The organism is Chitinophaga oryzae (assembly GCF_012516375.2).
In the GTDB taxonomy this organism is placed as follows: domain Bacteria; phylum Bacteroidota; class Bacteroidia; order Chitinophagales; family Chitinophagaceae; genus Chitinophaga; species Chitinophaga oryzae.
This window is the reverse complement of the sequence record NZ_CP051204.2, coordinates 2,576,478-2,597,379: the sequence shown is the minus strand read 5'-3', so window position 1 is coordinate 2,597,379 and position 20,902 is coordinate 2,576,478. Positions and strand designations below refer to the sequence as shown.

22 protein-coding genes are annotated in these 20,902 nt (G+C 52.6%); 9 read left to right on the top strand and 13 right to left on the bottom strand.

Annotation, left to right across the window (positions count from 1 at the left end):
• Positions 1–28: 28 nt before the first annotated feature.
• Together HF324_RS10920 and HF324_RS10915 are read right to left on the bottom strand one after the other, a co-directional pair.
• Entirely contained in the window at positions 29–688 is a 660-nt protein-coding gene (locus tag HF324_RS10920) for an NUDIX hydrolase (protein WP_168859778.1), read from the bottom strand.
• A 64-nt stretch (positions 689–752) separates the two neighbouring features.
• Positions 753–1,406, bottom strand: a complete 654-nt coding sequence (locus tag HF324_RS10915; protein WP_168859777.1) for an HAD family hydrolase — start codon at positions 1,404–1,406, stop codon at positions 753–755.
• A 120-nt stretch (positions 1,407–1,526) separates the two neighbouring features.
• Here HF324_RS10915 and HF324_RS10910 point away from each other — a divergent pair, with 120 nt between their 5' ends.
• Entirely contained in the window at positions 1,527–2,327 is an 801-nt protein-coding gene (locus HF324_RS10910; RefSeq protein WP_168802496.1) for an alpha/beta fold hydrolase, read from the top strand.
• A gap of 26 nt (positions 2,328–2,353) precedes the next feature.
• Positions 2,354–3,193: a hypothetical protein gene (locus tag HF324_RS10905; protein WP_168802495.1), complete on the top strand. Its 840-nt coding sequence runs from the start codon at positions 2,354–2,356 to the stop codon at positions 3,191–3,193.
• 11 nt (positions 3,194–3,204) lie between these two features.
• Here the strand turns inward: HF324_RS10905 and HF324_RS10900 are convergent, their stop codons facing one another.
• Both HF324_RS10900 and HF324_RS10895 read right to left on the bottom strand, forming a co-directional pair.
• Positions 3,205–3,390, bottom strand: coding sequence for an ATP-binding protein (locus tag HF324_RS10900; protein WP_373997299.1), 186 nt, complete (start codon positions 3,388–3,390; stop codon positions 3,205–3,207).
• A gap of 117 nt (positions 3,391–3,507) precedes the next feature.
• A complete protein-coding gene (locus HF324_RS10895; RefSeq protein ID WP_168859775.1) occupies positions 3,508–3,684 on the bottom strand; it encodes a hypothetical protein in 177 nt (58 codons plus the stop codon).
• 75 nt (positions 3,685–3,759) lie between these two features.
• Here HF324_RS10895 and HF324_RS10890 point away from each other — a divergent pair, with 75 nt between their 5' ends.
• The 5 genes from HF324_RS10890 to HF324_RS10870 all read left to right on the top strand — a co-directional run bounded on the left by HF324_RS10890 (position 3,760) and on the right by HF324_RS10870 (position 11,055).
• Positions 3,760–4,374, top strand: a complete 615-nt coding sequence (locus tag HF324_RS10890; RefSeq protein ID WP_168811560.1) for a TetR/AcrR family transcriptional regulator — start codon at positions 3,760–3,762, stop codon at positions 4,372–4,374.
• Positions 4,375–4,780: 406 nt separating this feature from the next.
• Positions 4,781–6,292 carry a TolC family protein gene (locus tag HF324_RS10885; protein WP_168859774.1) on the top strand — a complete coding sequence of 504 codons (1,512 nt, stop codon included), beginning with the start codon at positions 4,781–4,783 and terminating at the stop codon, positions 6,290–6,292.
• A gap of 10 nt (positions 6,293–6,302) precedes the next feature.
• Positions 6,303–7,352, top strand: coding sequence for an efflux RND transporter periplasmic adaptor subunit (locus HF324_RS10880; RefSeq protein WP_168802492.1), 1,050 nt, complete (start codon positions 6,303–6,305; stop codon positions 7,350–7,352).
• Between the two features lie 11 nt (positions 7,353–7,363).
• Positions 7,364–10,489 (top strand): efflux RND transporter permease subunit, encoded by a 3,126-nt coding sequence (locus HF324_RS10875; protein ID WP_168859772.1) that lies wholly within the window; start codon positions 7,364–7,366, stop codon positions 10,487–10,489.
• Between the two features lie 62 nt (positions 10,490–10,551).
• Positions 10,552–11,055 carry a hypothetical protein gene (locus HF324_RS10870; protein WP_168802490.1) on the top strand — a complete coding sequence of 168 codons (504 nt, stop codon included), beginning with the start codon at positions 10,552–10,554 and terminating at the stop codon, positions 11,053–11,055.
• A 98-nt stretch (positions 11,056–11,153) separates the two neighbouring features.
• Here HF324_RS10870 and HF324_RS10865 read toward each other — a convergent pair whose 3' ends face one another.
• On the bottom strand, positions 11,154–11,828 hold the full coding sequence (locus HF324_RS10865) for a hypothetical protein (protein WP_168859771.1): 675 nt from the start codon (positions 11,826–11,828) through the stop codon (positions 11,154–11,156).
• A gap of 8 nt (positions 11,829–11,836) precedes the next feature.
• Positions 11,837–12,706 carry an aldose 1-epimerase family protein gene (locus tag HF324_RS10860; protein WP_168859770.1) on the bottom strand — a complete coding sequence of 290 codons (870 nt, stop codon included), beginning with the start codon at positions 12,704–12,706 and terminating at the stop codon, positions 11,837–11,839.
• Positions 12,707–12,811: 105 nt separating this feature from the next.
• Here HF324_RS10860 and HF324_RS10855 point away from each other — a divergent pair, with 105 nt between their 5' ends.
• Positions 12,812–13,528: a 3-ketoacyl-ACP reductase gene (locus tag HF324_RS10855; RefSeq protein ID WP_168802487.1), complete on the top strand. Its 717-nt coding sequence runs from the start codon at positions 12,812–12,814 to the stop codon at positions 13,526–13,528.
• Between the two features lie 143 nt (positions 13,529–13,671).
• Here the strand turns inward: HF324_RS10855 and HF324_RS10850 are convergent, their stop codons facing one another.
• The 3 genes from HF324_RS10850 to HF324_RS10840 all read right to left on the bottom strand — a co-directional run bounded on the left by HF324_RS10850 (position 13,672) and on the right by HF324_RS10840 (position 15,934).
• Complete coding sequence (locus HF324_RS10850) at positions 13,672–14,658, bottom strand: hypothetical protein (RefSeq protein WP_168859769.1); 987 nt, start codon at positions 14,656–14,658, stop codon at positions 13,672–13,674.
• Between the two features lie 3 nt (positions 14,659–14,661).
• Complete coding sequence (locus HF324_RS10845; protein ID WP_168802485.1) at positions 14,662–15,018, bottom strand: hypothetical protein; 357 nt, start codon at positions 15,016–15,018, stop codon at positions 14,662–14,664.
• A gap of 97 nt (positions 15,019–15,115) precedes the next feature.
• A complete protein-coding gene (locus HF324_RS10840) occupies positions 15,116–15,934 on the bottom strand; it encodes an alpha/beta hydrolase (protein ID WP_168859768.1) in 819 nt (272 codons plus the stop codon).
• Between the two features lie 101 nt (positions 15,935–16,035).
• Here HF324_RS10840 and HF324_RS10835 point away from each other — a divergent pair, with 101 nt between their 5' ends.
• Positions 16,036–16,446 carry a hypothetical protein gene (locus tag HF324_RS10835; protein WP_246269489.1) on the top strand — a complete coding sequence of 137 codons (411 nt, stop codon included), beginning with the start codon at positions 16,036–16,038 and terminating at the stop codon, positions 16,444–16,446.
• Between the two features lie 99 nt (positions 16,447–16,545).
• Here HF324_RS10835 and HF324_RS10830 read toward each other — a convergent pair whose 3' ends face one another.
• Genes HF324_RS10830 through HF324_RS10820 form a run of 4 tightly spaced genes read right to left on the bottom strand, consistent with a single transcriptional unit; the run spans position 16,546 to position 20,896 of the window.
• On the bottom strand, positions 16,546–17,883 hold the full coding sequence (locus HF324_RS10830) for a TldD/PmbA family protein (protein ID WP_168802483.1): 1,338 nt from the start codon (positions 17,881–17,883) through the stop codon (positions 16,546–16,548).
• A 3-nt stretch (positions 17,884–17,886) separates the two neighbouring features.
• Positions 17,887–18,786, bottom strand: a complete 900-nt coding sequence (locus HF324_RS33380; RefSeq protein ID WP_220100719.1) for a TldD/PmbA family protein — start codon at positions 18,784–18,786, stop codon at positions 17,887–17,889.
• Positions 18,783–19,520 carry a PmbA/TldA family metallopeptidase gene (locus HF324_RS33375; protein WP_220100718.1) on the bottom strand — a complete coding sequence of 246 codons (738 nt, stop codon included), beginning with the start codon at positions 19,518–19,520 and terminating at the stop codon, positions 18,783–18,785. The genes HF324_RS33380 and HF324_RS33375 overlap by 4 nt, the downstream gene beginning before the upstream one ends.
• Before the next feature lie 41 nt (positions 19,521–19,561).
• Entirely contained in the window at positions 19,562–20,896 is a 1,335-nt protein-coding gene (locus tag HF324_RS10820) for a TldD/PmbA family protein (protein ID WP_168802482.1), read from the bottom strand.
• Positions 20,897–20,902 lie beyond the last annotated feature (6 nt).

Here is a 20,902-nt window from a genome sequence, read left to right as displayed (position 1 = left end):
TTTGTTTGCTCTGCTCCCTTATATTGCCTTAGCGCTCTTTGCTTACTTTCTCCCTTTGCGTGTAGTAATACGCGCCCCGCTTCGAGCTCAGTTTCTCTTTATCCGCTTGTTTCACCAGCAGGCCGGTGGTGAGCATTTTACGGCTGAAGTTCCGTTTGTCGAAGACCTGTCCGTGTACGGTTTCGTACAGGTGTTGCAGTTGCGGGATGGTGAATTTCGGCGGCAGCAGTTTAAACAATAAGGGAGGAACGGATGAGTGGTACCGGATATATTGTAAGGCTTCCTGCAGCATGCTGCGATGTTCCGCGGGAAGAACCGGTAATTCGCGGAAGAGATGCCATTGGGGGTGGCAGTTGTGCAGGGGAAACAATTTTTCCCCGCGGATATGCATCAGTGAAAAAAATACGACGGATGCAGTACGTTCACCGGCTGTATGTCCGGATGGGCCGAAGGCGCCCAGCTGTTGCCGGTGGACTTTCCCGCGGCCGGTGAGTGTCTGCTGAATGCGGGCAGCCGTCTGGTCAAAATACTCGGAGGCTTGCAGCCGGTCGCCGGGCAGACACCACCTGTTTTTCGGCGGACCATCAGGGTGCTTTACCAGCAGTAGTTTCAGGTCCTGACCATCGAAGCCCAGGATAATATGCACGACGGTCACCAACAGGGAAGACCTCCCGGTAGGATGTTTCATAACAGTTTAGCAGTTGTCGGCGGCAATTTATGGCACCCTGATGATATTAAAAAAAATCATTGGATTATACCGTCAGCAGTTGCTGCAGTACCGGATCGTGATAGTCAGCCACAAAAGCCCGGATATTGTTGTAACGGGCAAACTCATCCCGGGTGTGCATAGTGGTTAACGCGATGGCCTCCATTCCCGCATTCAGTGCAGCTTCCACGCCTTTGGGCGCATCTTCGAACACGATGCAGTCCGCCGGGGCAACGTTTAGCGCTGCAGCACATTTCAGGAACACTTCCGGATCAGGTTTGCTGGTCGTTACGTCTTCCGCGCTGACAACGGCTTTGAAAAAATGGCGCAGGTGCAGGTTATCGAGTACGTAGCTGATGTTAAAGTTGTTGGCTGCAGAACCGATTCCCATAGAGATGCCTTTGGCGGCGGCTTCCCGGAGAAAATCCGGCAGTCCGGCTATCAGCTCCAGGTGAGGGCGGAAAGCCTCCTGGTAGGCGACCTCTTTCTGATGGGCGATGTCGAGCATTTCGGGCAGGGTAAAACGGTCTTTTCCGAAAATGCGCACCAGCAGTTCTTCATTCTTGCCATACATATGGCCTCTTACTTCTTCCCGGCTCATCCCGGCGCCCAGCTTGTTTAACATACTGTGCCAGCCGTCCAGGTGAAACTCCATGTCGTTGATCATGGTCCCGTTGAGATCGAAAATAAACGCTTTCATGGCCGCAAAGATAATAATAGTTCCAAACGGAACTATTTACTTATATTTGAAAAGGTGACAGACCATTGTTATGAAAGCTGCTGCCGCGAGGCATCGTAAAAGACAAGCGCTAATTCACAAATGGACCTCAGCAAGAAACATAATATCCATTTCACCGGTAACCCTCAAGCCGGTAAAACACTCGTATTTGGTCACGGTTTCGGCGTAGACCAGCAGTCTTTTTCGCAGATCGTTCCCGCTTTTGAACACGACTACCGCATTATCCTGTATGACAATGCAGGCGGCGGCCAGTCCGATCTTTCTTCGTATAGCTATGAGCGTTATGAAACGCTGGAAGGTTATGTAACAGATCTGACAGCCATCATGGCGTTAGCCCAGGGAACGCCGGCCACTTTCATCGGGCATTCTGTGAGCGGTATGATAGGAATGATGGCAGCCAACCGACAGCCGCATCTTTTTGACAAACTGGTGCTGATAGGTTCCAGCCCGCGCTATCTCGACGACGCGCCCGCCTCCTATACCGGCGGGTTCGACGAAGCGGCCCTCCAGGCATTGTTTGACGCCATGCAGACCAACTACGAAGCATGGGTAATCGGTTTTTCCCCACTGGCGATGCGCAATGAGGACAGACCGGAACTGGCAGAGCAGTTTGCCCGTTCCCTGCAGGCATTAAGGCCGGACATTGCGCTGGCGGTGGCCAGGGCTATTTTTTTCCTGGACCACCGGATGGAACTGCCACGGGTAACACGGCCAACGCTTATCATCCAAACGGCCAACGACATTGTTGTTCCTGCGGTTGTCAGTGAATACATGGAGCAACATATCCCCGGCAGCAAAAGAATCAAAATAAACGCACAGGGGCATTTTCCGCAGATCAGCGCACCAGGAGAAATCATCACTGCGCTGCGATCATTTGTATAGCTTATTCAGTCTTTAATCTTTATACCGTGATTAAATGGGAAAGTAAAGCACTCGATTTTATCAACCAGACCAGCCGCTGGGACAAGGAGAAACACATTTCCTCCTTTCTGGCTTTCAGTATCTCCCTGGTCAAAAATCTCCTGCTGGCAGATGTGGCGCTGCAGCTGGAATTTGAAAACGAACACTCCGCCAAAGTAAAAAACGCCTCTCCTAATTTCCATAACGGCTCCGTGGTGAACCCGGACCCTGTACGGAAACTGCTGTACCACAATGCTTTCAAAACAATTTACTGGCCTGAGCTTCCGGCCGACAATCCACTGAAGGACCAGCTGCAAGACCTGCTTTGCGCTGTGATCATCCCGATCAATACAGAGCCGCACAACAGCCTGTTACTCCTGGGATGGTCAGACCCACAGGACTTTGACGCCGGTTTCCAGGATTGCATTGAAACGATCCGCCTGCGGCTGAAGGAAATACTTACCCAAACACAGGAACGCTTGTATTTCCAGGGCATCGCCGTGAGGTTTGCCGCCATTCTGCACAGCCTGCCCCACGCGGTGATATTTATCAACAATGACGGCTATGCGGGCTGGGTGAATCAGAAAGCGGCGGATATACTGGAGCTGGCAGGCCCGGGAGAACAGCTGCCGGCCATACTTTCAGATGCGATGACTCATCTGCGCAACAAAGCCGTGAATACGGAAGATATTTATAATACCGCCATACAGCTGTTTGCATCGCCGGAGAACACGGTTAGCGGATGGGAATGGAAAATAGATGGCGAATCGCCGAAAACGTACCGGGTGTCCTGCCTGCCGGTGGCCTCCCAGCGCATCAGCGGCCGGCTCTGGATCTTTGAAGAATAGCGGTTCAGACTTTACGCCACAGGAAGTAAAAGATGCTGATTCGGCCCACATCTTGCCCCCAGCTCTTCCACCAGCATTTTAAAAATATTCAGGCCGATACCGGAGCCCTCTTCCTTACCATGGTAGTCCAACCGCTCAAACAGGCGTAACACACGGTCTGTGTCCCGCTGTTGCATGCCCGTGCCATTACCTTTCACATAAAATTCGTAAAACTCACCACGGTCTGTGGCCTCTACGGCAATCCGTCCATCTATTTGATGACATTGAAATGAGGTTCTGCAATATCCATTGCAGCTTCAGCCTGTTGGCCGTAATCACCGGCAGCTGCCCTTCCGTTGCAATGCGGATATCAGGAAGCGCGAACAGCAGCCGGCAATATCGATAATGAGAATATTCACTTCCACTGTTTCGGTGGCACCGCGCGCGTAGCCGCTATGTTTTACAAACAAAACCAGTATACATAGTACATTCACAACCAGCCACTTACGCATACACCCAACAAATTTCTACATTTTGATTTGGAAAATAAACACCGTTCAGTATATTTGCAGCGTAAACATTCCGACATGGGCATTGCAGAAAGAAAAGAGCGTGAGCGGGCAGATATGCGCAGGCGCATTGTGGACGCAGCGATCAAAATGTTTGTGGAAGAGGGTTACGAGAAGGTATCTATCCGGAACATTGCGGACAGGATAGAATACAGCCCTGCCACTATTTACCTGTATTACAAAGATAAAGACGAGCTGTTATACGACGTTCAGAAGGAGGCTTTCCTCACGCTGGCGGACCATTTTGCGCGTAATCTGACGGCGGCCGACCCGCTGGAGCGGCTGGAGCAGCTGGCCTGGGCGTATGTCGGTTTTTACCGGGAAAATCCGGAGCTGTACGACCTGATGTTTATCATCAAGGCGCCGATGAATGCCGAGCATGAGAAAGAGAAATGGGAGAATGGCGACCGTGCATATGATGCGTTGTATAACCTGGTAGCAGAGTGCGTGAAAGCGAAAAAGATACGCTTTACGGATGCGACAGTTGCGGCGATGTCTATCTGGGCTTTTGCGCATGGCCTGATTGCCCTGGACCTCCGTTCGCGGCTGAAGGTATGCAAGTTGCATGACAACGAGCTGAACATAGGTATGGATGATTCGATCAAAGCGTATCTGGAGGTGATCAAGCGGTGAGGGAGTGAGAAGCGGTGAAGAAGTGGGAAGCAACGGGGAATGAGAAGCAACGAGGGAGTGAGAAGCAACGAGGGAGCGAGAAGCAACGAGGGAGCGAGAAGCAACGAGGGAACGAGAAGCAACGAGGAGCGAGAAGCAACGAGGAAGTGAGAAGCACGAGGAAGTGAGAAGCGGCGAGGAAGTGAGAAGCGGCGAGGAAGTGAGAAGCGGCGAGGGAGCGAGAAGCGGCGAGGAAGTGAGAAGCGGTGACGTGGTGGAAAATACGCCAGTGAGAACAAAAGCATAACCAATAAAGGCCTGTGGGCCTTTTTAAAGCAACAGCATTAAACACTATTTAGTATATAAACATTGACAATTACAAGCCCTTCGGGCTTATTTTTTTCAATACAAATAAACACCGTTCATTATGTCAACAATCATCACAAAAGGAGCAATGTTAATCCCATTGCTGGCAGCGGGATTCAGCGTGATGGCCCAATATACGGCTAAGGGTACTCCGCCTGAAAATGCGCTGATGGCTGCATCCGGCATACTGCGTCAGACGCCGTCCGGAACCGTGATGGCCCGGTATGACGGCGCCGCAGCCGCACCCTCTCCCGCTGTCCGGAATGACCAGGGCGTCAACCTGCTCGATAGCTATATCCAACAGGCATTCACCAACAATAAAGGCCTGAAGGACCAGCGCTTTCAGCTGGACAAATCCCTTGCAGCGCTGCAGGAAGCCCGAAGCCTTTTTGGGCCGAATGTCACCTTCCTTGGCAGTTATACCAAAGCCGGCGGCGGCCGCACCATCGATATGCCCATTGGCGACCTGCTGAATCCTGTATATTCCAGCCTCAACCAACTGACCAACAGCCACCAGTTTCCGCAGGTAGACAACGTGTCTGTGCTGCTGAACCCGGACAACTTTTTCGATGCTAAGTTCAGAACCAGTCTCCCTTTGATCAACGCGGAAATCTACTACAACCAGAAGATCAAAAAGGAGCACCTGACACGGCAGCAGGCAGCGCTGAACGTATACAAGCGCCAACTGGTGCAGGATATCAAAACCGCCTACTTCCAGTATTACCAGGCGTCGCAGGCTGTGGCTATTTACCGCAACGCGCTGTCACTCATACAGGAGAGTATCCGGATCAACGAGAGCATGGTGCGCAACGGCGTCCGCAACAATACCGCCCTGTACCGCTCGCAGACGGAGAAAGAGAAGACGGATGCCTCCATCAGCAAGGCATTGAACGAACAACAGAATGCCCGGGCATATTTCAACTTCCTGCTTAACCGTGATTTACAAACAGACATCGCGCTGGACAGTAATCTGCTGGCTCATCTGCCGCCGGCCCTTACCGCCGATGCCAGCATCAGCGCCCGCGAGGAGCTGCAGCAATACAAAAGTGCGGCTACCGCTTACCGGTTGAACGAAAAACTGGAGAAAGCCTATCTCATTCCCCGCCTCAGTACTTTCCTCGATCTCGGCAACCAGTCCATGGGCCTGCATTTCGATGATAAATCCCGCTACTACCTTTTTGGTGTCAATCTCGAATGGACGTTGTTTGGCGCGCATAAATACAAACACCGTATCCGGCAGGCCACGCTGGACGTGCAGGCCATCGAAAACGCCACCGCGCAAACGACGGACGCGCTGCAGCTGCAACTATACCAGGCTGGAAACAACTATCGCACCGCGCTGCGCAACCTGGTCACCGCAGAAAGCCAGCTGTCTTTTGCGCAACGTTACTACCGCGATCAGCTGAAAGTATACAAGGAGGGGCAGCTGCTATACATCGAACTGGTAGATGCACAGAACCAGCTTACGCAGGCACAGCTGCAAATGGCCGTATCACAGGCAGCCGTGCAAACCGCTTATGCCGGTGTGGAACGTGCCCAGGCCTCTTACAATATTGAATCCGTACAACCATAAAAATACTTCCATGAAAAATAGTTTTCTTTTGCTTCCGCTCTCCCTGCTGCTTTTCGCCTGCGGCGATAAAAAGCCTGCTGCCAGCAACGCAGACAGCACCGATGTGATCCCGGTAAAAGTGATGCCGCTGGAAAAAAGCGGCAGCGCCTTGTCCATCCACGCATCCGGCCAGTTCACCACGGATGATGAAGTCAACCTCTCTTTCAAAACCAACGGCATCATTCACAACATCCTCGTCAAAGAAGGCGATGCCGTCCGTAGCGGGCAACTGCTGGCCACGCTCAACATGACGGAGATCGATGCACAGGTACAACAGGCGCAGCTGGGATTTGAGAAAGCGCAACGCGACTACCAGCGTACGCTCAATCTGCATAATGACAGCGTGGCCACCCTGGAACAACTGCAGAACAGCAAAACAGCGCTGGACATGGCCCGGCAACAGCTCGGCACTGCGCAGTTCAACAGGAGTTATTCCGCCATCCGCGCCACACAGGACGGCTACGTACTCCGCAAGCTCGCCAATCCCGGCCAGTTTGTATCCGCCGGCACGTCCGTATTACAGATCAATGGCGCCCGCAATGCCCACTGGCTGCTCCGTATAGGCGTTACCGACAGAGAATGGGCGCAGGTGAGCACCGGCGACAAAGCGACCGTTGAGACCCCTTCCCTGCCGGGTGAAACTTTCACCGGCACCGTTACACGCAAATCCGAAGGCATTGACGCCGCCAGCGGCACCTTTGTGATAGACGTACAACTCAGCGGCAGCAAGCCCGCCGCCATTGCCACCGGTATGTTCGGCAGATGCCATATCACTACGGGCGGTACCGGCGGCGGCACTGCCTGGAGCATCCCCTACGCAGCCCTGCTCGATGGCAACGGCAACAGCGGCTATGTGTTTGTCACCAACGACAATCAAACCGCACAGCGCATCCCCGTTACCATCGCCGGAATGGAGAAAGACCAGGTACTCATCAGCCAGGGGATGGAACAGGCCCGCGCCCTGATCATCTCCGGCAGCGCCTACCTGAAGGACCAATCCCGCATCCGTATCATCCAATAATCACTACCATCATGAAAATATCCGGTTATGCCGTCAGGAACTACCAGTTCACCCTCGTCATCTTCCTGATGATTATTGTGCTCGGCATCACAACCATTCTCAATATGCCCCGCTCCGAAGACCCGGAGATGCAGGCGCCTCAGTTTACCGTAGTGGTCATCTATCCCGGCACCAGCCCCAAAGACATGGAAGACCTCGTGGTAGACCCACTCGAAAAAGATATCTACGGCCTCGCGGACATTAAACGCCTGCGCACCGCTATCAGCGATGGCGTAGCCGTACTCCGCGTGGAATACAAATACGAATCCAACGTAGACCAGAAATACCAGGAACTTGTCCGGGAAATCAATAATAAAAAAGCTTCCCTTCCCGCAGACATCTACAGCATAGAGGTTAAAAAACTGGAACCCTCCGATGTAAATGTTTTACAGGTAGCACTGATATCTGAAAATGCTTCGAGAGATAAGTTGCGATACTATGCCGAAAAATTACAGGAAGACCTGGAAAAAGTTTCCAGCCTTAAAAATGTGAAGATACACGGACTCCCCGATCAACAGGTAAGGGTGGAACTGGCGCTGGACAAAATGGCGCAGCTGCATCTTCCTGCAAGTACCGTGATGGCCGCTATCCAGGGAGAGATGGCCAATATACCCGGCGGCAGTATCGATGCAGGCGACAAAAGCTTCAATATCAAAACCAGCGGCAACTACAAAAACATCGACGAAATCAGCAACACGATCGTTACTGCTGCCAATGGCAAAAACATCTTCCTGAAAGATATTGCCAGGGTGTATTACGGTTTTGAAGATGAGAAATATTTTACACGGCTCAACGGCCATCGCAACGTCAGCGTATCTGCGGCACAGAAAGCCGGTGAAAACATCAGCAAAACGCAGTTACAATACAAACCCGTCATCGAACAGTTCAAAAAAACACTGCCAGCCAACATCGATATGGTGCAGTACTTTGACCAGGCAGATGCGGTGAACCACCGGTTGGGCGGACTGGGCAAAGACTTCCTCATCGCTATCGCACTCGTGGCGTTTACCCTGTTGCCATTAGGCCAGCGGCCAGCCCTCATTGTAATGATCTCCATCCCGCTGTCGCTCTCCATCGGTATCGTGCTGCTGCAGCTATTCGGCTACAACCTCAACCAGCTCAGCATTGTAGGCCTCGTGGTAGCGCTTGGCCTGCTGGTAGACGACAGTATCGTGGTAATCGAAAACATTGAGCGGTGGATGCTGGAAGGACATTCCAGGATGGAAGCCACCCTGAAAGCCACCTCTCAGATAGGCATGGCCGTTATAGGCTGCACTGCCACGCTCATCATCGCCTTTATGCCGCTGGTATTCCTGCCTGAAGGCAGCGGCGACTTTATCCGCAGCATGCCGCTGGCCGTGATCTTCAGCGTGCTGGCCTCTATGGTGGTTTCGCTGACCATCATCCCCTTCCTCGCCAGCCGGCTGCTGAAAGCACACACCGGTCACCCGGACGGCAATATCTTCATGCGCCTGCTGAAAAGGCTGATCCATGGCAGCTATGCCAGGCTGCTGGACAAAGCCCTGCATCGCCCGGTGCTGACCATCCTGGTGTCCCTGGTGCTCTTCGGCGGTTCTATGGTACTCATGAAAGCGGTAGGCTTTGGCCTCTTTCCCGCTTCAGAGAAACCACAATTCCTGATCAACGTGCTCACCCCTCCCCAGTCCAATCTCGCTTATACCAACAGCATCGTGGAAAAACTGGAGAAAGAACTGAAGCAGGAAAAAAGCATCCGCTTTATCGCCAGCAATATCGGGAAAGGTAATCCCCGCATCTATTACAACGAAATACAGGAAAATGAACACAGTGATTACGCACAATTGTTCATTCAGCTGGATCCCCATACCAGCCCGGCCGATAAGATAGCCCTGATAGAAAAACTCCGCAAAAAATGGACGCCTTATCCCGGTGCAAAGGTGGAGGTGAAGAATTTTGAACAAGGGCCTCCGATTACGGCTCCTGTAGAGGTACGCCTCTTTGGCGACAATCTCGATACACTGCGTATGCTGGCCGGACGGGTGGAAAAAATGCTGGAGAAAACACCCGGCACTATTTACATCAACAATCCTGTCAGCACCTTAAAGTCAGATATCCGTGTCAGCATAGACCGGGAGAAAGCACAACAGCTGGGTATTCCGACAATCAACATTGACCGGGCTGTACGTTTAGCCATCGCCGGTATCAACCTGGGCAGGTACAACGACGAAAACGATACCGACTACGACATCCTCGTCACCAAACAAAAAAACGGCAAACCCACCATGGACGTATTCAGGGACCTGTACGTCAATAACGCTGCCGGTACCGCCATTCCGCTGTCGCAGGTAGCCAGCGTAAAACTGGAAACCTCCCCGTTAAGCATCAACCACCAGGAGAAAAACAGGCTGGTGGCGGTGGGTGCCTTTGTAAAGAAAGGATTTCTGCCCGACCGCGTCATCAACGACGTTATCCGGCAGATGGACCAGCTGCAGCTGCCGAAAGGGTACTCTTATGAAATGGGAGGCGAAGTGGAAAGCAGGAACAACTCCTTCGGTGGTTTTATGAGCATCATCATTGTGACCATCTTCCTGTTCATTGCAGTGCTGGTACTGGAATTCAAGACCTTCAAAAGCACGCTGATCGTGTTGTCCGTGATCCCGCTGGGTATCGTGGGCGCTGCTGTGGCGCTGTGGCTCACCGGCAATTCGCTTTCCTTTATCGCCATTGTGGGACTGATCGCCCTTGCCGGCATTGAAGTGAAAAACACCATTTTGCTGGTGGACTTCACCAACCAGTTACGCGCGCAGGGCAAAACGCTGGAAGAAGCCATCCGGGAGGCCGGCGAGATCCGGTTCCTGCCGATTGTGTTAACATCGCTGACCGCCATCGGGGGACTGATACCCATCGCCATCTCCACCAATCCCATGATTGCGCCGCTGGCCATCGTATTGATAGGAGGCCTTATCAGTTCCACGCTGCTGTCGCGGGTAGTTACGCCGGTGGTATATAAGCTGATGCCGCCGAAGATAACCGTAGAGCAGCCAGTGTCACCAGACAATAACGGCAACGGGCATGGGCGCCAGCTGTCTATTCCGAAGGAAGCGGTGCTGAATTCGTAATTCTTCCTTATTTTTGGGGCTATTACGTTTACTACCACCATTTCCTCTGAAAATTTGTTCTTATGAAAAGAAACATCCTGGCGTTTATCGCAGTCATGTTGACGGTATGCATCGGTGCCCAGCCATCACAGGCACAGTTAAAACGATTCAGTATCGGTCCGTATGTGGAAGCTGGTTTTCCTACCGGTGATTTCAGCAACTTCCACAAGCCTGGCTTTGGCGTTGGGCTTGGCGCTGACGTAAAACTCGTGGCCGGCCTGACCGCCGTAGGTTCTGTCGGATTTATGTATTTCAAAGGCAAAACCGACAACAACATCAGTTATGCTTCCGCGAAAGTAATACCGGTAAGACTCGGTCTCCGTTACACACTGGTATCTATCCTGTATGTGAAAGCAGAAGGTGGTACGGTTAACTTCACCGGCGATTACAACAATGGTACCGGCGCGCTGTTTGCTCCCGGCATCGGCATCCGCCTGCTTGGCCTGGATGTGGAAGGTAAATACGAAGCCTGGTTTAAAGATGGCACCCATGGATTCTGGGGCCTGAAAGCAGGATATAATTTTTAATTTACGGATTTTTTGATTTACGGATTTCGGGATTTGGTGCAACCAGCATACCATTATCATCAAAACATAAATTCCAAAATCCGTAAATCAAAAAATCTCTAAATGAACCTTGGTACAAACCCACCCTGTGTACATCCCGGCACGGGTATGATGTTATCCCCGCTCTGATCTACGTTTGGCAGGTTCATAATATTGGGATACCACTTTTTGCGCAATGCGGGGTCTAATGCTGCCAGTTCCACCAGCACATGATAGCCACCCCTTGTTTCCATCACTGTGAGACAGGACGGGTTCACAAATTCTTTTATTTTCTCCAGGATAGCAGGGTCTTTTGCATCCACGTCGATGTCTATGTAGTATTTATTGCTGCAGGACTGCTGGATGGCGCTCATTACTTCCTGATGCGGATTTTTAGCGCTGGCATTGGCCTGGATATTCTGCGCGAAGGTCACCAGCGAGGCGAACGTGGCTTTCCAGAGGTCGCGGGGATTGACGCTGATATACAGCGCCAGCGCTTCCTGCGGAATGGGCATACCGCGCTGGGTATAGGCGCCAATGGCGCATTCCAGCTGACGGATTTTTTCCAGCATCCCTTCTTTCGTGCTGGTAAAACGCTTCAGCTGTTGTTTGTCTGACTTAAAGCCGTGGCCTTCCTCCAGGTATTTGGTGCGGGCCAGCAGGGACAGGTAGTACTGTTCCTGTTCATTACACACAGGGAGCCAGTTGATGAAGGCTTTCAGGGCTTCTTCATCATGGATGATTTTATAATTCATGGTATCGGTTAAAAAAAGGTGGCAGTCCAGGTACGTTCGAAAGCGGCGCCCGGGGCCAGCTGATTGATGCCTTCTTTCTCCGCCAGTTCCCCGGTAGCGGCTACATTGTCTGCGATACCGCACCACGGCTCTATACATACGAAATCTGCGTTTTTCGCGGCCCAGATGCCCATAAAGGGAAATCCGCCGAAGGTCACGCTGAGGCCGTGCGGTGTTTTACCGCTGTTGATGCTGATGGTGTCGGAGGCCAGCTCTTTGAAGACGAGCGCGTCTTCGAGGAACAATGATTTTTTCAGGGGCAGGTGCTGTGTATGGCCCAGCAGGGGGACGGATTGCAGCTCTATCTGTCCGCCGGGAGACAGCGGATAGCGGCCTGTGGTTTCGGTTTTATTGAATGTGAGGAAGTAATCTTCATAATCAGTACCGGCTACGAGCGGTACATTAAACGCCGGGTGGCCGCCTACCGAGAACAGTAACACTTTACTGTCCGTATTTTGTACGTGGTAGGTCACTTTCAGGGTATCGCCTGCCAGGGAGTAGCCAACGCGGAAATCGAACCGGAACGGGTATACGGCCCTGGTAGCGTCGTTGTCTGTCAACCTGAAGACCACTTCCGTAGCGGATTGTGTCAGTACTTCAAACACCTGTTCACGGGCGAATCCATGTCTTCCCAGCGTGTAGTTGTTGCCGTTATAGGTGTAAGTATTATCTTTTAATCCGCCTACTATCGGAAACAATACCGGGCTTTTTTTGCCCCATATGGCAGGATCGCCGCCCCATAGGTATTCCAGTCCGTTGTCTTTGCGGATAATATGTTGCAGTTCAGCGCCGGCGGCAGCCAGCGACACCGTCAGCTGATCGTTGGAAATAGTTATCATACGTGTAAAGCCTTAGAAAAACGAAGATAAACAAAAATTAACGCGTTAGGCTGCCTGCTGTTCGCTTCATCCATGTTATCTTTGTGCTCTTAAAAGCAGTTTCATATGGAATCATTACAAGGAAAAAAGGTGCTGATCACCGGTGGCGGCAAAGGTATCGGCCGTGCTGTAGCGGTGGCGCTGGCACAGGAAGGGGCAGACATTGCTTTAATAGGACGTAGCGAAGCACCGTTACAGGAAGTTGTTGCCGCTCTTGCCGGTACCGGCGTAAAGGCGGCCTATGCCATTGCTGACGTGGGCGTCATGGAAGAAGTTGACAAAGCAGTGGCCAGTCTCACGCAACAACTGGGCAGCATCGACATCCTGATCAACAACGCCGGCATCGCGGCTTTCGGCGGTTTCATGGAGCTCACGCCTGCACAGTGGGAAGACATTATCCGGGTGAACCTGCTCGGTGTGTACTACGTTACCCGTGCGGTATTACCTGCTATGATCGACCGTAAATCCGGTGATATCATCAACATATCTTCTACTGCCGGTCAACGCGGCGCTCCGCTTACCAGCGCTTACAGCGCCTCCAAGTTCGGGTTGCTCGGCCTCACTGAATCGCTGATGCTGGAAGTGAGAAAACACAATATCCGCGTGAGCGCGCTGACGCCCAGTACCATTGCAACGGACATGGCCAAAGAGCTGAACCTGACAGATGGCAACCCGGAGAAGGTATTGCAGCCGGAAGATCTTGCGGAGCTGATTGTAGCCCAATTGAAAATGAACAGAAGGGTGTTGCTGAAAACAGCGTCTATCTGGTCTACCAACCCTTGACTGTAATTACATGATGAATACTGGTCCGCCTGACAGGCGGCCGGTATCAAACATACGAAGGCCGGCCCCTCTGGGGCCGGCCTTGCTTTTCAGGTTATCATCTCCCCGGGATTTGCCAGGGAATGATATATATAATGGGTTAGTCAGTGACTGTTGTTAAGGCGTACGATTTCTTTTGACAACGCAAATTTAATGCCCAGAATAGCGAGGATGTTGTCCATTTTATCGAAGTTTTTGCCGAAGGCGGCTACTGCATAGAAGCTGTCGCTGATCATAAAGTTGGTTACGAGCGCGAGGCGGTCGTAGCTTTGTCCCTCTTTAAGATCGCGGCGGTTCACATATTCTGCAGAGAGATCGAAGCGGCCTTTCTGGTAGTTAGCGGAAAGGCCGTAGTCCAGCAGCTGGCTGTTATAGGGGAAGCTGCCGATGGAGGCATCCTGGCTATTCCAGATGTAACGGCCGAGGGCAATGAAATCGAGCGGGAATTTGCCCGGCGCCCAGCGGATGTTGGTCCATATACCGGAACGGCTGGCGGCGAGGTCCTTAAACCGGTTGCCCGGTGCACTACCGGCCAGGGCGCCTGCCAGTTCCACGATGACGAGGCCTTTGTTGCGTTGTACGTCGAACATCTCCCGCAGCGCTGCGTTTTTTTCGGCCAGCGCCACGGTATCCAGCTGTGACGGATCTTCCACGGCCAGCAGGGCTTCTATTTCTTTTTTCTTTTGCAGCATGGCCTCGCGGTTGCGGCGGTAATAGAACCGGAACACCTGTGTGCGGAAGCCTGCGGAGAGGCTGGTGCTGGTATCTGTTCTGAACGTGGCCGCAGAGACGTTGAATGTTTGCAGCAGGGGAAATTTATTATTCAGGTACCGCTCAAATGTGAGGTTGGGTTTGTTCCTGAGCCAATAAGGCGTAACATCCACCGCACCGCCCTGCCAGAGGTTGATCAGGCTGATGCCAAAGGCTTTGGGGTTGGTGGGTTTATCGATGGCCGCGGGCGCTTTATCAGCCAGTACCAGTCCGGGTGACGACGGCATGGTCATATCGGATATCTTCAGGGAATCCTTTAACTGGGCGTAGCCGGGATGGGCGGTTGCCAGGAGCAACACCCACCAGAATAACTTTTTCATGGTTTACTTAAAATTAAAGTCCAGCAAAAAAGACATGATATCCCCGTCTGTTTTTACTTCATCCTGATACAGGAGGACAGAGGGGTTACAGGCGCTGATAGCGTAGGTAACAACAATGCCGTTGGTGAGGCTGTTGGTGTCCAGTACGTTGGTGGTCACCTTCAGCGTTTTCCCTTTCAGGTCTGCCGCTGTTCCCAGCCGGAGGTTACGGATTTCGCCCTTGGCCAGGGCAACAGGGTCTTTGTCGAAGCGTACCACGCTGGCGCCGATCTGGGCATTACCGATGGTAATGTTAAGGATAACGTCCGATCCCGGGTTAACGGTGAGGTCGGCACTTTCCTTTCGTTTTCTGATGGCCATAGGATATTCAATTACAAATTACGAATTACGAATTGGGGGACTCCCTTAGGGAGGTGGTTAATACGAAGATAGGTCGTTACTACGCAGGGTATCTGCATTAGCGCAAAGCGCTCAGCCATCCGGCCACAAAAAGCAGTACTTCCTGCCGGTTTAATTCATTATGCAGTTCGTGATAGTCGCCCGGCCACTCCCGGTAAGTCAGCAGGCTGGCAGGCGCCCTTTCGGCGAAAATACGGGAGCCTTCTACCGCGGTGAAGGCATCGTCGCCCCCATGGATCAGCAGGGAACGGATCTTCAGCGTGGAAGCCTGTTCCAGGCACCAAAGGCCGTTCTGAATCATATCATGGGCCAGCCGCACGCTCATTTTATCGTGCCGGAGCGGGTTTTGGCGGAACTTCTCCACCTCGTCCGGATCGCGGGATACTTTGGTGATGTCCAGTCCCTGGTTTAGCCGCAGGTTGGGCGCGACTTTATTCAGCACCCGGAGCAGTCCCCGCAGAAATGCGCCGGGACGTTTACCCACGATCAGCGCAGGCGCCGAGATCACCGCTCCGAGGATATCGGGGGTGCGGTGCAGCAGGAAGCCGGTCAGCAGGCCGCCGCCCATGCTATGCCCGTACATGACCACCGGTTGCTGGTACAGCTCTTTTGCATAGGCGAGAAAAGCCGCTTCATAATCGAACATGTATCCGAAGCCGGGCGTAGCGCCCCGTTTGCCATCGGTTTTACCATGGCCGTAATGATCGATGCCCAGTACCGCGTAGCCCTCTCCGTTAAAAAAGCGGGCCACATGATCGTACCGTCCCACGTCTTCACCGATGCCATGCACGATGATCATCACCCGGCTGAAATGCTCAGGTATCCAGCTGATGCCGTGAAAGCGGGTATTCCGGAATGACCAGTAGAATTCGTTCATGCCAGCGAATATAAATCATTTATTCCTATGCAGAATTTCCAGCCGTTGTGCAGCTGTTTTTATATTTTTGCGGTCTTATCAACTTAAATCTGACACACAGCATGAGTCAAGCTGACAAAGACGCCCCGGTATACCGTATCCCCCTGAGCTACCGGAAAATGGAAAACCTCCATATCGTATTCTGGTTATTAAAAGATATCAGCTGGTGCATGATCTGGAAACCGCTGGGCGTGGCCATGATCTTTCCCACGCTCATTATCTCCCTGATAATTGCCTGGCGCACCAGGCAGTTCATGTCGGAGTTATGCCATAATGTGGCTATTTCGCTATGGATATCGGCCAATTCCTACTGGATGATCAGCGAGTTTTTCCACTTTGACACGCTGGTGATATGGGGGGAGATCACCTGTAAACATGTGGCATTGGTCCCATTTGTGTCCGGCCTGCTCATCCTGGCATACTATTACATATGGTACCTTCCCAGGCATAAAGAAACCAGCGAATCCATTTAGGAATTACGAATTACGAATTAAGGGTTCTCTTATAGAAAGGTTACTAATAAACCGCTCTGTAAAAGAACCCTTAATTCGTAATTCGTAATTCGTAATTTCCTAGATAGCGTCAGATAAAGAGGTGAACGTAAAATCACGCAGCTTCATGGGCGGGAGGATAGCGCTCTGGTTGCTTTCTCCGCTGACGGCCCTTTCCGGCCTGCCCAGCGTTTCCACGTTGTTCAGCATGATCACCGGGCTTTCGTTGAACCGGAAATTTTTCACCGGGTGTTTGATCACGCCGTTCTCGATGTAGAAAGTCCCGTCACGGGTAAGGCCCGTAAACAACAGTGTCTGTGGATCTACCGGGCGGATATACCAGAGGCGTGTTACCAGGATGCCTTTTTCCGTGCTTTTGATCAGGTCTTCCAGCGAAGCAGTGCCGCCTTCCATGATAAAGGCATCCGGGGAAGGGATGGCTTTTACGTTGGCTTTCTGTGCCCAGTAGCGGGAATAGTACATATTTTTCACCGTTCCCTTTTCGATCCAGGTTACTTTTTCCTGCGGGCGGCCGTCGTTGTTGTAGCAGGAGGTGGGCATATCGGGATGCCAGGGATCAGAATAGATGGTCACCTGGTCGTCCATGAGTTTTTCTCCCAGCTTTGTTTTGCCACCGGCCTTGCTGAGGAAGCTCCTGCCCTCTTCCGCACTGCGTGCGTCCATGCTGCCGATGAGCTGTTCGATCAGTACGATGGAAGCTGCCGGTTCCAGGATAACGGTGTACTTACCCGGTTCGATGGCTTTGGCGCCTTTGGAACCAGTGGCTTTCTGCGCCGCGATGCCGGTATCTTTAGACACGTCCAGTTTCCGTACATCGTTGTAGGCTTTGGAAGCGTAACCGGAGCCGGTGCCGTCTTCCGAGCGGACAGTGATGCTGAAATTGATCTCCGTTGAACTGTTGTACGCGAACAATCCTTTGGAGTTCATCATGGCAGAGGAGGCCACGGTGTTTTCCAGGAAGCCGGCGGCCACCAGTTTATTTTGTTTGGTGATGGTAAGGCTTTGGGCCACAGCGTCTGCGCGGAAGGCAGGATCGATGGCTGCGGTGTCTTTGTTATAACCACCCGAAGCTTCGCCATATTGTTGCGGTCCGAGGATGGGCATATATTCCGGGTTCTCCGGCGCCAGGCGGGCCAGTTCTTCCGCTCTTCTGACTACTTTTTCGAGCGAGGCGTCATCAAACTCATTGATGGTGGCGGTGCCCAGTTTTTTCCCGAAGGCGGAAGAAACCACCAGCATGCTTTTGCTATTGGCGCCGCTGGTAGACACTTCGTTACGGGCATAACGCACATTGCCGGAATCGCCACTGTAAATAGACACTTCGCACTCGTCTGCTTTTGAATAGGCAAGCACTTTTTTCAATAATGCCTGTGCTGCTTCTTTAGTGAGTATCGGCATATATTAAATTTTTCTAGCTGTATTAATAACGTTTACGCCATTGAAGCGGGCGGTCGCTGAACCGTGGGATACGGCGCTCACCTGTGAGGGCTGGCCTTTTCCGTCGAAGAAGGAGCCGCCGAGGCGGTAGTCTCTCTTGTCGGCGATTGCCTTACAGGAATTCCAGAACTCCTGCGTATTGCTTTGGTAAGCCACATCTTTGAGCATGCCTACGATCTGGCCGTTTTTGATCTCATAGAAAAGCTGTCCGCCGAACTGGAAGTTGTAGCGTTGCTGGTCGATGGAGAAGGAGCCGTCGCCGGCGATGAAGATGCCTCGCTCCACGTTTTTGATCAGCTCTGCCGGGGTGAGGGAAGCAGCGCCGGGTTGCAGCGATACGTTGGCCATACGCTGGAACTGCACGTCGGACCAGCTTTGCGAATAACAGCAGCCCTGTGATTGTTTCAGGCCGATAATATGCGCCTGATCACGGATCGCCTGGTAGTTGACCAGCACGCCGTCTTTGATCAGGTCCCACTTCTGCGTGGCCACGCCTTCGTCGTCGTACCCTACGGCGCCGAGGGAGCCGGGTTGTGTTTTATCAGCGACGATATTTACCAGCGGGCTGCCGAACTGGAATTTTTTGGACTCCCATTTGTCGAGCGTGAGGAAGCTGGTGCCGGCGAAATTCGCCTCGTAGCCCAGCACGCGGTCCAGTTCAGTAGGGTGTCCTACCGATTCGTGGATGGTCAGCCAGAGATGGGAAGGGTCCAGTACCAGGTCGTATTTGCCTGGTTCCACGGATTTGGCTTTCAGCTTCTCACCCACCTGCGTACCGGCGAGGCGGGCATCTTCCAGCATATCATAACGATCGCGGTACAACGTAGTTACGCCGTGGATTTTATCTGATTCACGCGGGATCATGTATTCATAGCCCATTCCGCGGGGGAGCTGAGGGCGTTGCGTGTTTCGAACTTGCCGGTGGCCTTGTCGATTTTGGTGATCTGGAACGTAGGCCAGATACGGTGTACGTCCTGATCGATATAAGAGCCGTCGGAAGAAGCGAAATACTTCTGTTCGTTCACGAGGAACATAAAAGAGCCTACGTAGTCAGCGCCGCCTTTCATGGCCACATCGCTGACAGAGAGCAGCAGGTCTGCTTTTTCTTTGACGGGTACGTCAAATGCATTTTTTTCGATGGGGGTTTTCCAGCTGACTTCTCCGTAACCTTTTTGCGGGGCGAGTTGTACGGGAGTGGTCAGCAGGCGGGCATTTTCTTTGGCGATCGCCACGGCGGTGGCGGCAGCGCGGGCAATGCTGTCTTTGTCCATCTGGTCGGTGGAGGCGAAGCCCCAGCTACCATTGGCCAGCACCCGGATGCCGATACCGTAGGATTCTGTGTTGACCACATTCTCCACTTTGTCTTCCCGGGTGATGATAAACTGGTTGAGATAACGGCCTATGCGTACATCGGTATAGGTAGCGCCTTTGCTGCGGGCGGCGTTGAGGGCCACGTCAGCAAGTTCTTTTTTCTTAGCCACGTCGATGGTATACCAGGGGGCTTCCAGCGGAACGGCTTTTCCGATGATCGGTATCTGGGACAGCAGTCCTGCGCCCAGCCCGAGGCCTGTGTAATGGAGGAATTCTCTTCTTTTCATTATAGCAGGATTAAAGGATGTGAATGGGGTATGATAACCTTTTAGATAGCGTCGGAAAGAGACGTAAAAGTGAAGTCCCTTATTTTCATCGGCGGAATCAGAAAACTCCGGTAAGACTCAATACTGAGGCTCCTCTCCGTTTTCCCCAATGCCTCTACGTTATTGAGCATGATCACGGGGCTTTCGTTAAAGCGGAGGTTTTTAATCGGGTATTTGATCTCACCGTTTTCGATGTAGAAGGTCCCGTCACGGGTAAGGCCTGTGAGCAGCAGTGTCTGCGCGTCTACGAGGCGGATATACCACAGGCGGGACACCAGGATGCCTTTCTCTGTGCTTTTGATCAGTTCCTCCAGCGATGCGGTGCCGCCTTCCATGATGATATTGGATGGCATAGGTACTGGTTGAACGCCTTTATTTTTAGCCCAGTACTGGGAATAAGCGAGATTTTTAACAACGCCTTTATCGATCCATGTTGTTTTTTCCAGCGGGAATCCTTCGCGGTTCCAGGTGCCGGCGGGAAGATCGGGATGGAAGGGATCGGAGTAGATGGTCACCTTGTCATCCATGAGCTGTTCCCCGATACGGTTGCCGCCACCGGGTTTGCTCATAAAGCTGCGGCCTTCGTCGGCGTTACGGGCGTCGAGGCCGCGGAACATATTTTCCAGCATATAGGTCGCTGCTACCGGTTCGAGGATGACGGTGTATTTGCCCGGCTCTATCGCTTTGGCGCCGGCGGAGCTGTTGGCTTTAGCGGCAGCTGTTTTGGTAGCGGAGAGCGTATCGAGGCGACTGACATCGTTGAACCCGCGGGCGGCAAAACCGGAGCCGGTACCGGCGCTGTTGCGGGTGGTGATGGTAAACACCACATTGGTATCTGTCTCGTAGGCAAAAAGTCCTTTGGAGTTGAGTATCGCGGAGAAACTGGTGGTATTCTCAATAAAACCGGCAGCTTCCAGTTGAGCTTCTTTGGCCACCTGTATGCTTTGGGCCACGGCATCGGCGCGGGTATCGGGCGTGATGGCGGCGGTAGCCGGCACATATGTTTTGGATTCTTTAAAATCCACCGGTCCGCGCAGCGGCATATATTCCGGGTTTTCCGGCGCCAGGCGGGCCAGTTCTTCCGCACGGCGCACTACCCTTTCGAGGGCGGCATCATCAAACTCGTTGATGGTGGCCGTACCGGAACGTTTACCAAAATAGGAGGTGACGGAGAGGACCGTGTTATCGATATCACCTGCGGTAGAGATAGCGTTACGTGCATAGCGGATATTGCCCCCTTCTTCCCCCCGCAGCGACACTTCGCATTCATCTGCTTTGGAATGGGCCAGCACTTTTTGCAGTAATGCTTTTGCTGCTTCTTTTTTAAGTATAGCCATGTGCGT

Bases quoted from the DNA above. Each gene is read 5' to 3' on its own strand.
- HF324_RS10920 (WP_168859778.1), bottom strand. From the start codon at position 688: ATGAAACATCCTACCGGGAGGTCTTCCCTGTTGGTGACCGTCGTGCAT.
- HF324_RS10915 (WP_168859777.1), bottom strand. From the start codon at position 1,406: ATGAAAGCGTTTATTTTCGATCTCAACGGGACCATGATCAACGACATG.
- HF324_RS10910 (WP_168802496.1), top strand. From the start codon at position 1,527: ATGGACCTCAGCAAGAAACATAATATCCATTTCACCGGTAACCCTCAA.
- HF324_RS10895 (WP_168859775.1), bottom strand. From the start codon at position 3,684: ATGCGTAAGTGGCTGGTTGTGAATGTACTATGTATACTGGTTTTGTTT.
- HF324_RS10890 (WP_168811560.1), top strand. From the start codon at position 3,760: ATGGGCATTGCAGAAAGAAAAGAGCGTGAGCGGGCAGATATGCGCAGG.
- HF324_RS10885 (WP_168859774.1), top strand. From the start codon at position 4,781: ATGTCAACAATCATCACAAAAGGAGCAATGTTAATCCCATTGCTGGCA.
- HF324_RS10880 (WP_168802492.1), top strand. From the start codon at position 6,303: ATGAAAAATAGTTTTCTTTTGCTTCCGCTCTCCCTGCTGCTTTTCGCC.
- HF324_RS10875 (WP_168859772.1), top strand. From the start codon at position 7,364: ATGAAAATATCCGGTTATGCCGTCAGGAACTACCAGTTCACCCTCGTC.
- HF324_RS10870 (WP_168802490.1), top strand. From the start codon at position 10,552: ATGAAAAGAAACATCCTGGCGTTTATCGCAGTCATGTTGACGGTATGC.
- HF324_RS10865 (WP_168859771.1), bottom strand. From the start codon at position 11,828: ATGAATTATAAAATCATCCATGATGAAGAAGCCCTGAAAGCCTTCATC.
- HF324_RS10860 (WP_168859770.1), bottom strand. From the start codon at position 12,706: ATGATAACTATTTCCAACGATCAGCTGACGGTGTCGCTGGCTGCCGCC.
- HF324_RS10855 (WP_168802487.1), top strand. From the start codon at position 12,812: ATGGAATCATTACAAGGAAAAAAGGTGCTGATCACCGGTGGCGGCAAA.
- HF324_RS10850 (WP_168859769.1), bottom strand. From the start codon at position 14,658: ATGAAAAAGTTATTCTGGTGGGTGTTGCTCCTGGCAACCGCCCATCCC.
- HF324_RS10845 (WP_168802485.1), bottom strand. From the start codon at position 15,018: ATGGCCATCAGAAAACGAAAGGAAAGTGCCGACCTCACCGTTAACCCG.
- HF324_RS10840 (WP_168859768.1), bottom strand. From the start codon at position 15,934: ATGAACGAATTCTACTGGTCATTCCGGAATACCCGCTTTCACGGCATC.
- HF324_RS10835 (WP_246269489.1), top strand. From the start codon at position 16,036: ATGAGTCAAGCTGACAAAGACGCCCCGGTATACCGTATCCCCCTGAGC.
- HF324_RS10830 (WP_168802483.1), bottom strand. From the start codon at position 17,883: ATGCCGATACTCACTAAAGAAGCAGCACAGGCATTATTGAAAAAAGTG.
- HF324_RS33380 (WP_220100719.1), bottom strand. From the start codon at position 18,786: ATGATCCCGCGTGAATCAGATAAAATCCACGGCGTAACTACGTTGTAC.
- HF324_RS33375 (WP_220100718.1), bottom strand. From the start codon at position 19,520: ATGAAAAGAAGAGAATTCCTCCATTACACAGGCCTCGGGCTGGGCGCA.
- HF324_RS10820 (WP_168802482.1), bottom strand. From the start codon at position 20,896: ATGGCTATACTTAAAAAAGAAGCAGCAAAAGCATTACTGCAAAAAGTG.